The following is a 13,694-nucleotide window of genomic DNA, read 5'->3' as shown; positions in this document are numbered from 1 at the left end:
TCCCAAACGGGAGGAGTGGTAGTTCAGCTGGTTAGAATACATGCCTGTCACGCATGGGGTCGCGGGTTCGAGTCCCGTCCATTCCGCAAAATACATTTTTAGAATGTTCAAAAGCCTTTAAATCATATGATTTAGAGGCTTTTTTGTTTTTACGGCCCGCCAAAGCGAACCATAATTAGCAAAATTTATAAACGTCATTGATGACGTCTTATATATTGACAAAATGACGCGCTAAAATCTACGTAAATAATTAACAATCAACATGTTTATTAGTTAAACATCTTGATTCAGATAGGTTGCATTTCGACATTTGTTTAACCCTTTAATGTTCGTTATGTTAGAAAAAAGCTTCGGGTTGTTCTTCTTTCTGAAGAGGCCCAAAAATGAAAAAGGAAACCTGCGCTACGTTTATCTGCGCATTACCGTTGATGGCGTTTCAAGGGATCTCGCCGTCAAAAGACAATGGGACTGCCAGCGATGGAACGCATCTGCAGGTCGTGCTACAGGCACCAAAGAAGACACCAAGACACTAAACAGTTATCTCGACGTGATGTATAATAAGGTCTTTCAAGCAAAGAAAGCCTTGTTAGATGCCGATAAAATTTTGACCGCTGACAGCATCAAACGGGAGCTTACCGGCCAGGGTGATGAACAGCGGCTGATACTCGCCGCTTTTAAGAATCATAACGAGCAAATGAAAGCATTGGTGGGTCAAGAGTTTGCGCCATCTACTTTAATGCGCTATAAGACAGCTTATGACCACACAGCAGCTTTCATAAAATGGAAGTATCAAACCGATGATGTTGCAGTAAAGGATCTCGATTATGAGTTCGTTTCGCAGTTTGCATTCTGGCTAAAAAGCGTTAGAAAATGTGGACATAACGCCACTATGAAATATTTGGGTAATTTCAAGAAGATCGTTCTGGAATGCATTAAGAAAGGTTGGATACTAAAAGATCCATTTGCTGGTTTTAAGACCAGTCGTAAAGAAGTCATTAGAGTTGCCTTGTCTAAGGAAGAGCTTTGTACTATAGCTAACAAGGTTTTTGAAACCGACAGACTAAACCACGTTCGTGATATATTCCTCTTTAGCTGCTACACAGGTTTAGCCTATATAGATGTTTGTAAGCTTAGGCGCATTGATATCGCCACCGGTATCGACGGTGGACAATGGATCATATCGACTAGGCAAAAAACAGAGTCAGCCACTCGCCTCCCCTTGTTGCCGCCCGCATTGCAAATCATGGCTAAATACGAGGATGATCCTAAGTGCTGCATCAAAGGTTTAGTGCTGCCTGTACTAACTAACCAGAAGATGAACTCTTACCTGAAGGAAATTGCTGATGGTTGCAGGATTAACAAGAACCTGACATTTCATATCGCACGTCATACTTTCGCGACCACAGTAACCTTGAGTAATGGCGTACCCATTGAAACGGTGTCAAAGATGCTTGGCCATAAATCCTTAAAACAAACGCAACACTATGCGAAAATTGTTGATTTAAAAATTAGTGAGGATATGAATTTATTAAAAGACAAATTACAATTAAACGCTTAACCCAAAATGAGTCATGCAGCGATCCCATTCGCCGCACGACTTTTAAAGTACACCATTTATTAATTCACTATGAACAATATTAATTCCGATCTGATTGTACCTGACGAGGTGGTCATGAATAAGATCTATTATATAAGAGATCAAAAGGTAATGCTTGATGAAGATCTTGCTGAACTTTACCAAGTAACGACAGGTAATTTAAACAAAGCTGTAGCCAGAAATAGCAAACGATTCCCGGAAATATTTATGTTTCGTTTGACCGATGACGAATTCAAGAACTTGCTATTCCAAAATGGAAGAGCAAGTTGGGGAGGACGGCGTCAGGCACCCAATGTTTTTACCGAACAAGGCGTTGCAATGCTATCGAGTATTCTAAAAAGCGACAGGGCAATTAAAGTGAATATCCAAATCATGATAATTTTCACTAGGCTCAGAGAAATGCTTTATGACAACACAGAACTCCGGTTGGAAATTGAACAGATCAAATCGAAGATCGAAAATCAGGACAAGAACATGGAAATCATATTTAGATATCTTGACGAACTCGTTGACAAAAGGGAAAGCACGCAACCGCGTAATAGAATTGGTTATAAACCAGATGAATGGTGATCAGCGATAATTAAATGAGTGGACGATACACCAAAAGTATCTATTTGATTGCACGCGTTTTAATTTTTTTAACACCTTAATGAAATTTATAGAAATGTCTTGATCTTTAAATTAACTAAGAGGCTTTATCCCCTTAATTATTTAATAGTACATTCTATAAACTTAAACCGACTAATCAATTATGATACTAAATGCAATCTAATATTATGTCTATGGTCAGTTGTGGGGTATCAGGTTAGGTTGCGCTATAGATATTTAGTAGTTTAGCATATTAATTAATGTTAGCTCCTAAACCAGAATAAACGAATGAATAAAATATCAAATCAGGTATTTGCAGATTTTTTGACCAATAAACCATTATACTATAAAATTAAAGCTGTAGAAAATCTAAAAGAATTTGACAACACAGCCTTTGTTGATGCGTTTGGCTTTAAGGATAAATCTTTCAAATTCTTTTGTCCCGAAGAACATGAGGTACAGACTTTTAAGACAGACCTGGTTGAAAGCGCACATCCGCGCCTTTCTCAAATAATCACGAGTAATAGTGACGAGCTTCCATATTCTTTTGATGCTAAAACCCGGAAACTGGATATTAAAGTACACGTACTGGGCGTTTGTCAATCGTGCAAGGCCAAAATTGATTTTTTGCTGAGGAGCACATCTGATAAAGAATGGGAAAAGCGTAAGGAAGGAATGACCATAACTATCCAGAAAATTGGTCAGTTCCCATCCTATGAAATTGGCCTTAACCCAACACTCAAAAAGTATTTGAATAATGAAGACCAGTCTAATTATAAAAAAGCCCTTATTTGCCTGTCTATAAGCTACGGTATTGGCGCGTACGCTTATTTACGGAGGGTTATTGAAAATGAAATTAAAAGGATCATACAGGATATCGCAGAACTTGATTTTGATGGTGCCGAATTTGTAAGGCGCGCCTATGAGAATTTTAAGATGGATTTCCAGATGTCAAAGCTGATAGATGTCATTAATCAGCATTTGCCTGTTTCCCTCAAAGAACTTGGCGATAACCCTATCAGGCTATTGTACGAACAGCTTTCGGGCGGTATACACGAATTTACTGACGAACAGTGCATAGATAAGGCAGAAAATATAGATATATTACTAAACTACGTGATAAGAAAAATTAACGAAGAGAAATACCAGCTAAACGATGTAAAAAAGGCCATGCAGGGCCTAAGGCAGACTAAATAGAACTAATGCTGAATTTAGACGATGTATATTGGGTTATTTCGATGATAAACCAGATCCAGAGCCATCCCACGATGATTATTTTCAAATCATTTATTAAGTTAGCTGCAAGTGGTAATTGCTTTGATTCTTTGATGATCCGACTCTTAAATGAAACCGACTAAGGAGGCTACAAAGGCTAACCAGCAAACCGAAGACTTTCGTCTCAAAAATATTCATGAGAGCGCTAGGATAGCCGAAAAACTATTCAGCCGGTCAGGTATCTATTTTAATGATCGGTTGTATTATTGCATTTTCTGGAGTATTTATTTTTTATAACTCGGGAGCTGTGACCATGGATTCTACTAAAGTCGCACCAGTGAACATTGGCCAAGAACTGTTGGCGCTATTTACCGCGATTTGGCTCCCTTTTTTTTATCGAGTTCATCGCAATCTTTTTCCTGAAGCAATATCGAATTGTTTTAGAAGAATACCGCTATTATGAATTAGCGAAAAGAAACAGACAGGAAGAATAAGATACGTTTGCTTTAATGGAAAAGCACCAATCTAACAAGGATCTGTTAGAAATTTTGAAGGCAAAATATTTAAGTGCAAAAACAAGTAATGTTCTTAAAAAAGATGAAACTACACAAATGATTGAAGTGCAAAAGTTAGAGAATCAAGAAACGGAAGTTTTTACAAAGCTGATTGATTTGGTTAAACTGTTAAAAGAAAAATGACAAGCATTTTTTAGATAGTTGTATAGTTAAAAATTAAATAGGGTTGACTTCAAAACTTGTGAACTATATTTTATCTTATGAAAAAGAATAAAGATGACCGCTACCAACAAAAATTAAGTCATAAAGAACAATACGGAGGGGGCTATGAGCGCGAGTTTTTGCGCAACCCCGAATCCGGCCCGTTGACAACCGATGTCATGTTTGGCGAAATCGATTCGCTGGAGTTTTTTGTACCATCCAGGCTAAGATATTACCGCGATCGCCTAAAGAAAAAAATGGCGGCTTACCCGGATGACCTTGTTAAGATCGATGCCGGGCTAGCCTCTTACGTTAACAGTGCGGTTGAGCCGACGCGTGAACTGGCCCTATTGATCCAGTCGGTGCAAGGAGCCTTTCCCAACTGCTTACGAGACAATTATGAACATAACCCTGCTGAAATCCAGCAAGCGATCTCCGCTACCTATTTTGAGTCCTACGATTGGGTTGATCCCTTTGAAATAGCAGCAACCGACCTGATCAAACCGGAGTCATTACAACACTATCAGAAACACGCCGACAAGATCACCATGGCCGCCATCAAAGCCTGGTGGCGCTATCTGGTGAGGAAAGATGCCGATCACGCCCCCGAATTCGAAAAGGTACCCATCTATCAGGGCATTAACCACGGAGAATATTATAAGAAAACACAAAACCGCCCGGACAAACTCAGCGCGTATACCGACCTGGACCATTTTCCCTTCTTCCAGTCTGAACTGTTATCATCCTACACCTTATCTTTTGATGTGGCCAGCAAATTTGTTTCGGGTACTTTATACAGCAAGGGTCAGCGGCGGTTAATGATCAGCGGCCACCCCGACATGGTGGGCGGCAGGATTTTTTCTTCTTGGTTCGTAAGCGAAGCTTTCCTCAACGGTCAATTCGAATTGCTTTGCCTGCCGAACCCTTACCCATTATTCACCAACTGGCAATACCACAACGAGATCGCCGCAGGTTTTGCCCTGGAGCGGGGGGAGGACGTGTAACGATTTGCAGGTGTCAAAAATTATCGCTATATTTGGCTTTCACATCGTAAAAAGCGCGTTCGCGCTAAATCGTTTCCTTTTAAAATCGTTAACTTTTAAACTCAAATTAAATGAGTAAAAAAATCATTTACGTTAAGGAAGCGCCGGCTATGGTGGTTTCTTTTTATGCGCCGGCAAGCCCGGATTTATTCATTGGCCGCGAAATGGTTATCCAGGCATTAACCGGCGGGTATTGTTTCAAAACGATTGACCACGTTTACAACCAGGGCAATGGTTGGTGCAGAGTATTTTTGGAATAATATGCGGGCCGGTAATTCCGGCCTTTTGCGGCATTAAATGAATGCTGATATTTGCAAAGTGAGCACCAATCGATTATACCTGTTCAGTAAAGAAACTGATGCGACAGCAACAGAGCAGGGTTATCATTACCAAAAAATAAAAACGCTCAAAACCTGGCTGGAAAACCGGATCAGTGGTAAAGACGAGGTTATTTACTGCGATACGGACGACGATATTGTCCAAAGAGACTTCGCCGCCGCAACCACTAGGTTCCGCCAAATCAAACTGTATTCTTCCAATTTTTCCTTCTCCACCGAGGAGGTCACCAAAAGCTTGGCCAATTTCTTTATGCTTTTTACCAAAGGCGAGTACTTGTTCGACGAGGCGACCTTCATATTTGAGACTAACGCCAATATTGCCAAAGAAACGCGCGGGAATGATGCCGATCTTTTGCGCGACTGGGCAGCTCATCAGGGTGAACTAAATACTGACTTATTGGCAAAATGCATCATTCGGGTGAAAGAAATCATGGATCCGTACATAGCGCAGGGGTATGTGAAAGAAAAAGCGAAAGATGTTGAAGGCGCATTTTTAAAAGCAAAAAAACTTTACGAGCAATTGCCGGAAGATTTTTGGGAAAAATTTGTGCAGGCGATTAGCTGGCAATTTGAGGTGGTTCCCCAAAACGAAGCCATACCGCGCTTGACTGCTGAGATCGAACAATTGATCGAACAATTACCGCTGCCGGTCAACTCCGCGCGTGTGTCCAGTTACGTTGCTACGCTACACTGGGAAATCGTCAATCGTACGATCGACCCAAATCCCGAACGCCGCCTTTTGGACAACGGTCTGCTTGATTACCTAGTGCTGCATCAAGGCGATGAACAGGACAAATGGTATGCCCACATCTACGATAAATGGGCAGTAAATCCGGCTCCGGCGTCATTTAACGTCGGCCAATACCTAGAAGCGATCGCCGCGATCCGATATTGCCGCTGGGACCTTGCAGCCTCCAGCCATGTACCCTTGTGGCTAAACGTCATGCAGCATTTTATCCAGCTTGCAGATAATCCAATGCCCTTCCGGCGAAAAGCCATCTATGAATATTTGTTCTTAAAAATGCAGGCCAGCCGTGTATCGGGTCAACCCGATCCGACGTTGGTAGCCGATGCGCCATTGGTAACACAATATTTTGAAAATTTAGGGGAACGCTACGAGTTAGCGGATATCGAAGAGGATATTTCCTTCCTCCAAATCGTTACCGCTGAAAGCCAACGCAGTCCCGGCTTTGCCGAAGCAACGGCAATCGAGAAATGGAGCCATGATATCACCGCGGAAATTGAAAGCCGCTTAATACATCCGCGCGATATCAACGAACACTGTTTGCTGCTGGAACTAAAAGGCACTGCCTGCATGCAACTGCGAGGCAATGAGTATAAAAGCGAAAAAGTAAAAGAGGCGATGGGTATCTATCGCATCATGATCCCGCTGCTGCCCGACGCTGACACTTATACGGTCACGCGTTTGAGCGATATGCTGAAACAAATCGGCGATTTGTATACTATGCTTAGAGAAAAACATGAAGACAGCAGCGACGAAATAGCCGCTTTCCGGCGGGAGATATCTTCTTTTGCACCTCAGGCCGATATTCGTCATAAACAGGCACAAGAGTTTATCAGCACCGGCGCAGTAAGTTTAAAAAAAGGCGGTGCCCGCAATTTTCTACGGGCAATCGACAATTTCCATCAGGCCGGGAAACTTTACCGGATGGATGAAACCATGGATGCCTATATACTTGCGCTATTAAATATGGCACAGGTCTATAACGCTCTGGGGGCAAACTTTGCTGGGAAATACTATGCTTTGTGCGGCGTTTGGTCTTCCGTGCATACCGGCGACGAAAAAGCGCTTGCCAAAATAGCCGACAGTTATGGCTTGGTTTTTCACGCCGATTTTCTTCAGGGTGCCTGGATAAGTGCCATGAGCGACTATATCCCTTATATGAACCATCACAATGAAGTTAAGACCGGTGATCCTGGCGATGAGGAGATGGTCAACAAAAACTTTCTCGATTTGGCGCTCATGGTTGAAGTCAGCCAAAGGGTTTTTCCGGAGTTATTACACCTGATCGATTTTTACAAAACCCAGTTAGGCGGTTATTACCGTGAAGACATGGGCCATTTGGTGGAGCCAATTAAAGCGCATATTGCCGAACGTGAAAATTTGCAAGCGTTGATCGCACCGAGAGTCGTCGATACGCCATTCAATGACGTCGGCAAAGAAAGGGTCATTCGTTTTAAAATGTTGGGCGTGAGCTGGTACATCCTTTTCGGAAACACGTATGTGATGACCGCACTGGCGGAAGAGTTTACAGCTATACTGCAGGTTATACTTTGTGAGATCGGGCTTTCCGGCGCGGATCTTCAGTTGCCTGTATCGCGGATAAATATTAAAGTGATTGAGACACCCGGCGAACCAAAACCGATCAGGCGGGACGGCGAGCAATGGATCATCGCAATTCCTCATCGGGATGAGCATAAACCCGAAAAGGCGCGGAAGCTATATTGGCATTTAGGGACCAGTGTACAATATTTAGTAACGCAACTAAGCTCGAAATCAAAGGAAGAAATCAGCGTGCTTTTTCAAACGCTTTATAAAAAACAGCAAATGGGAGAAAAAGCGCTATCATCGACTACCTATCAGCGGGCTTTTTTTAAAGCCTTTGAGCAGTCGAATTTCGACCGGTCCGCCCGCCAGCACTTTGGTCAGGTTCCAAGCCGTTATGATTACCCGCTAACGGATAGTTTAGCCGGTACTATTCGCCAAGGGAAGTAACTACAAAAGGCTAAACCGGGTTGTTTTCGTATTGCCCGATTGTCAGTTTGATTAGCAATTCCTGCTGGTTTTTAACAGAAGCCCAAACCTCGTCCATCGATGGTACGCCTGCGATAGGCTTTTCAGGCTCGGACAGCTGTTCAAAAGTGCGGTATAAAAACACGCTATTGAGCGCCTTAATGAGCGGAACCACCGCCGCGATCAGCGCATCAATATCACTTTTAAATTGCTGAACGGTCCGTGCGATTTTTTCATCGGGCGAATGACCAATGAATTCGGCAGGCAAAGCGTAAGCCGGATTGCTCAGTTTACATAAGCCGTCCTGGTGCTTGGTGCAGTTGGAAATAAAGTTGACCACATGAACCGACTGGTTACGAAACCATTGCGTAGGTTCAAAATTAAACCGCGTCTTTGCGAATTTATTAAGCGGCATTAACTGTATATCCGCCAACTCGTCCATCAATTCCATCAACTGCTTGATAAAGACTTCAAATTTATGAAACGCAAAAACATAACCCAACCGAATGGTTTCATGACGTGTTGCCTCCAGATCGTAATTGAGGGAGGTTAATACCTGCTTAAAGATGGAACGGTTGAACTGATTCTTGGCATTTGCAATGACCTTATTCGCTGCCGGAACAAAACTACCTACCACCAGGCTCTTGGCATCGTGGATGCTCATGATCCCCACCGCTACGAAGGTATGAAGCTTTTTTAAATCGGGATCTTTCATCTTTTGTTCGTAATCCGGAATTTTCGCGAATTCCTGCGCCAGCGACATGATGGCATGATCGAATGGTGATAAGATTTGTTTTTTCATCCCCACAAGATAAGGATAGTCAGCTGTCCCCGGCCTTACGCAACCAAGAGCCGCCTCTCCTTCTACAACGTCGGCTTAAACGCATCACCCTGCTGCATATAACGTTTGACCGCATAAGTTTTTGATCGAAGAAATTTAAACCAACATGCTAGTCATAAACTGCTCGATCGTTGTCAGATCAGCGATAGAAAGAAGGAACCATCGCCGCGTTTGTGTTTATGATTAAATAAAGTATGCAGTTTTTTTCAATTTTTGGATCGCAACACCATACGGCGATAATTTATAGAAATGTCTTGATCTTTAAGATAACTAAGAGGCTTTAGGCCCCTTAGTTATTTAGCTAGAATATAATATCCTACCCATTGCCTCTGCTAACAGGAAATAATTCAAACAACTCTGTCCGTACATCCATTATTCGGGGCTCAGGATTGCTGGCTATCTGGAAAGCTCTCGTAATTTCGTCACAATAACGATTAAGCCAATATAATGCTTTTTCATCATTAACTGATTGAATTAAAGCGTTGACTCCTTTGTTAATATGCTCGTAGGCGCCAGGGGTATCCTTTACCATAATTACAAAGAGATTGATCACAAAATCGCTCATTACCTTACTTAATTGCCGTCTCTCGATTATTGCGTCGGTTAATATAAAGGCGGATAGCACAGCAATTAATAAATCAATCGCGCTTTTCTGTTCAAAATCCGTAATATGCGGGATAATTGGGTCAATGATATGTTCAAATAGCGATTTATGCAATGCGATTGACTGATCTGCCCAAAATTGTAAACCCTCGATCCTGCCGAGACTTATCAAATGGTGCGCTGCCGTTAGTTTCTGTGAAGCTTCTCGTTTTTCATCATCTAAGACGTGTAGCATTAAAGCGGCAACTTCAGTCGGTCGAACCGGTTTAAATTTTTCGTAAAGTCCCCACTCCCAAGGTATATCATTAGTTGGCACTTCATATCCGGGTGAAACGAGCATGTCAGAAAAATCAAGAATATCCCCGCCCAGATTGAAATAATAATTGGACAAATTAGTACGATCGATTCCTGTCAGAAATTGATTTTCACGAATAAATTGATAAAGTAATGGACAACATTCTTCATAATGCAGCAGGTTACATATTCCAAAAAGCGTTTTTTGAACCAAAGTAGCCAGTCCCCTTTTCAAATAATCTAAAACCTGAATTCGAAATTGGCTCTTATCTGTTACCTGCTCTGCTATCATTCCGGCAAGTCCTATATTTTGCGAACCAATACCTCCGTGAAAGTCTGCGGGTAACATCTTTAACAACTCTCTATCAGTCAATCTTGGCTTAATTCGCAGATAAATTCTGCAAACAAAATCTACGTTACGATCAAAAGTCGAATTGCCGACAGCATGATCCTTTACAGCGTTTATAAAATCATATTCTGAAATCTTCTCATGTATCCAATTCTCGGCGAACTCTAGAAGCGCCGGGCTAATAAAGGTAGCAACGGTTTTTTTTCTCTGGTCATAAAGCTCGTAAATCTCAAAAATTTTGAAATAAGCCCAATCATTTGCCCTCCTTATCAAACTTTGAAAATACGCGCTATTTCGGGGTACATCGTCGCATTGGCGACGAATGAACTTCATTACAATCGATTCGCGAAATGTCCTAAGTTTATAATTTTCGTAATCGCGAAAATCCGCTTTTGTAATCTGCTCTTTCCCAAAAGCTTTAAAAACATCTCTCAATTCTGAAAAAAACAACGATTGGTCAATTAACATTGCCTGATTTTTTTCCCAATAGCCAGCCCAATGAGCTTGATAATCAAAATCAATGTCAGGTATCAGAAATGTATTTCCAAATTCGCGGATCAATCCAGAATAAAAATATTGGAACAATTCCCGATCAACATGGCTCAATACATTTCTGTAAATACTCATTTGCAGCTGCGTGATCTTACCATGATGAAACTCCTCTAAAAGGAAATCGCAGGTGCTCTTTTCGGCCAACGGCATCAAATGGTTGCCGGCCGGATCTTCCACATACGCTCGCATAAAATGCTCTACTAGCCCTCCATTCTTCCTAAAGAATTCCAGAATTGGATTAAACCATTCGGAGTGAACAATTATTGGTGAATCACGGCTATAAAACAGATACACCAGTTCAATAATTTTCCCATCGTTAGGAAAATGAGCAGTAGCTTTTGCAAGTAATGATTCAAACTCTTTTGCATTGAAGCGGGCATCATTTCGATCATGGAAGGAAACAGCGTCATGGTCGCTAAGCGCAAATGAAATTAACTTGCGGATAGAAACTGGTCGCTCCACTTCTAATAAAATTGTTTTGATAAACTGAGCCGAACCAAATGAATGTGAATGGCTTTCATGATTGTCGAAAAATGAAAGGGAAGCAATTAGAAATTCAATATAATCCTCTAAAAAATTCTGACCGTGTAGCACCTGAATCAGACTTCGCCGAATTTCATGAAAATCTAGATTCAAAGGCAGTTGCATAACTTCCTCAAATAGTGCTTGATCCACTATTTCCAGATCAGCCAAAGCCTGCAATACATTTACCTTAATTTGATCATCAAAGGGTGCCTCAAGTAATTTTAAAAATATGCCTTTTAACTGACTCGCAAAGATGTAAGGTTTGCGAATCTTTCCAAGGAGATCAGCACCGTTATATGCATACCAACCAGAGGGATCCGCCATCATTTCTTGCGCCAGATAGTCGATCATCATTCGATCTAATTGGATAAAATCTAAAAGTTCCTCTAATGAAAATGCCGACGATGAATACAAAGCTATATTTTGCTTCCGATACTGGATAAGTATTTGCTTAAACAATTCTAAACGAACTTCCGGTTCTATCCGGTCTTTTTCGAAACGCACAAGCAACTCTTGCTGTTCCGAAATTAACCACTGCAATAATTCAGTAAATAAAACACCATTCTGGTCTGCGACCATGAATAAAAATGAAAGTGTATTAACGAACCGCGGCTGAACTCTGGTTCTGTCATAGGTATAGGTTACCAGCTCTTTTATTTTCGAAGACGACAGCGATTCTAATAATTTTGCACATAGATATTCCTGAATATTTTTGTGCTCAAACGACCATGCGTCTGTCGCAGCATCATGCTTATTTAGCAAAAAGAAGTTTTGAAGCAGTGCCATTTGTTCAGTCCCTCCAAGCAACTCAATCATCTCCGATGTATTCATCACGGATTTACCAAGGCGAGTCATTGCGTAAGCAATACGTTTGGTCAAGTCAAAAAAGGCAGTACGCAAAATTAAATCACCCTTTCTTCGATTATCAGCGTCGAACCTTTCAAATAATATTCTTTCAAATAGTTTAGCTTTGGTTACCGGAAACGATTCATGTTGCCGCCCAAAAAATCTAACTAATCTGGAAAGGTAATATGGGGCTTTAAGAAATTCTTGAAAACCTGATTTATTAACCTTGGCACGAAATGCGTTCTCTAGTGATGGAATATATTTAGTCAAGTAATCGCGCACATCATTATCTCCGAACGGTTGAAGGATTAAAATTTCGAATCCACGCAAAGGATTCGAAACTAAATCATAAAAATTGAAGCGACTTGAAACAACAATTTTCGCCTTTGGCCTAGCTAGAACGAACTGATTTAAGTGATTGGTGAAAGTTTGGAAATATGCTTCTCTGATTTCGTCAAGACCATCTAAAACTAGTAAAATCATATCGTCTTCGAGGTGACGCCAATTCGGCTGATGCAAATCTAGTAATTCAGTAATTGCTTGGCCTTCGTAGTCCACTAGATAGCTTTTAATAGGGAATAAATATTGATCTTCCTGCGCGAAAAATGCGGCTAAATGCTCAAGCTCAAGCGTCTTTCCAAAACCAGCGGTGCTAAGAACTACAAAGCGATACTGAGTCGCCCTTTTCATAGCTATCAATTCCGTTAAATCCAGATGCCGGTGATTGAGGTACAAATATGATGGATTATGTTCCATCTGCCTATGGTCTTGGTAAGTAACAAGTTTTCGGGCCACATAATTATTATCAAATGAATAGTCTGGCTTTTTAACCTGTTGAACGGATCTAAACCAAGTCTGATAAACTTCGCCGTAAAAAGCTTTGGCAATCTCTGTCCCGAAGTACCTGCTAACTATGTGCGGTACTGGATTATTTCTTAGCTCGGTAGACAATCCTTTTGAATCCCAAACAACGAAACTAACATTGATTTGCGACAGTTTTTCTCTAACATTTTGCAAATTTGCTTCGTTATGCCGATGCTTTCCCAGGTCAAAATTTGTGCACAGGATAAATTCATTACTGCGCTGAGCAAAATCACCCTGAATAAATAAATCAACCAGATCAATAAGTTCTTGAGGGCTTAAGTAATTTTCTAATTTACACTGCGCACTGACCATCGGCCCATTTGCCCCAGAGGTGGCGTAAAAATCAATACCGTCCTGTTTGCTTCCTTGTCCCAAAAATTCTCTTGCATCAGTTATTCCATAACGATTAAATAAAACGTCGTTGCAAAAAGTTTGAAAGGAAGGCCAGTCAAGCACCTGGTAAAATGGTAGCTCGGACATTGAATGGTCAATTAATATTGCTTTTGGGGGCATTAGTGAAAAGGGTATTTATCAAATGTACCTAAAACGGATGTGCAAGTCAAAATCA

9 protein-coding genes and 1 tRNA gene are annotated in these 13,694 nt (G+C 41.3%); 8 read left to right on the top strand and 2 right to left on the bottom strand.

What is annotated here, in order from left to right; translation table 11 throughout:
- Positions 1–12: 12 nt before the first annotated feature.
- The 8 genes from GSY63_RS00905 to GSY63_RS00870 all read left to right on the top strand — a co-directional run bounded on the left by GSY63_RS00905 (position 13) and on the right by GSY63_RS00870 (position 8,234).
- Positions 13–86: transfer RNA gene (locus GSY63_RS00905), tRNA-Asp, on the top strand.
- Between the two features lie 248 nt (positions 87–334).
- The gene (locus GSY63_RS00900; RefSeq protein ID WP_166583935.1) at positions 335–1,558 is read left to right on the top strand and encodes a site-specific integrase; all 1,224 of its coding nucleotides are present in this window, start codon (positions 335–337) and stop codon (positions 1,556–1,558) included.
- Between the two features lie 69 nt (positions 1,559–1,627).
- On the top strand, positions 1,628–2,167 hold the full coding sequence (locus GSY63_RS00895; protein WP_166583934.1) for an ORF6N domain-containing protein: 540 nt from the start codon (positions 1,628–1,630) through the stop codon (positions 2,165–2,167).
- 306 nt (positions 2,168–2,473) lie between these two features.
- Complete coding sequence (locus GSY63_RS00890) at positions 2,474–3,382, top strand: hypothetical protein (protein WP_166583933.1); 909 nt, start codon at positions 2,474–2,476, stop codon at positions 3,380–3,382.
- A 527-nt stretch (positions 3,383–3,909) separates the two neighbouring features.
- Positions 3,910–4,098, top strand: a complete 189-nt coding sequence (locus tag GSY63_RS00885; RefSeq protein ID WP_166583932.1) for a hypothetical protein — start codon at positions 3,910–3,912, stop codon at positions 4,096–4,098.
- Positions 4,099–4,175: 77 nt separating this feature from the next.
- Positions 4,176–5,120, top strand: coding sequence for a hypothetical protein (locus tag GSY63_RS00880; protein ID WP_166583931.1), 945 nt, complete (start codon positions 4,176–4,178; stop codon positions 5,118–5,120).
- Between the two features lie 110 nt (positions 5,121–5,230).
- Positions 5,231–5,419 carry a hypothetical protein gene (locus tag GSY63_RS00875; protein WP_166583930.1) on the top strand — a complete coding sequence of 63 codons (189 nt, stop codon included), beginning with the start codon at positions 5,231–5,233 and terminating at the stop codon, positions 5,417–5,419.
- 37 nt (positions 5,420–5,456) lie between these two features.
- Positions 5,457–8,234 (top strand): dsDNA nuclease domain-containing protein, encoded by a 2,778-nt coding sequence (locus tag GSY63_RS00870; RefSeq protein WP_166583929.1) that lies wholly within the window; start codon positions 5,457–5,459, stop codon positions 8,232–8,234.
- Positions 8,235–8,244: 10 nt separating this feature from the next.
- Here GSY63_RS00870 and GSY63_RS00865 read toward each other — a convergent pair whose 3' ends face one another.
- The gene (locus tag GSY63_RS00865) at positions 8,245–9,054 is read right to left on the bottom strand and encodes a hypothetical protein (protein ID WP_166583928.1); all 810 of its coding nucleotides are present in this window, start codon (positions 9,052–9,054) and stop codon (positions 8,245–8,247) included.
- A gap of 355 nt (positions 9,055–9,409) precedes the next feature.
- Positions 9,410–13,639, bottom strand: a complete 4,230-nt coding sequence (locus tag GSY63_RS00860; protein WP_166583927.1) for an NACHT domain-containing protein — start codon at positions 13,637–13,639, stop codon at positions 9,410–9,412.
- Positions 13,640–13,694: the final 55 nt, after the last annotated feature.

It is taken from the genome of Mucilaginibacter agri (assembly GCF_009928685.1).
GTDB lineage: Bacteria > Bacteroidota > Bacteroidia > Sphingobacteriales > Sphingobacteriaceae > Mucilaginibacter > Mucilaginibacter agri.
This window is presented reverse-complemented; position numbering and strand designations above follow the sequence as displayed.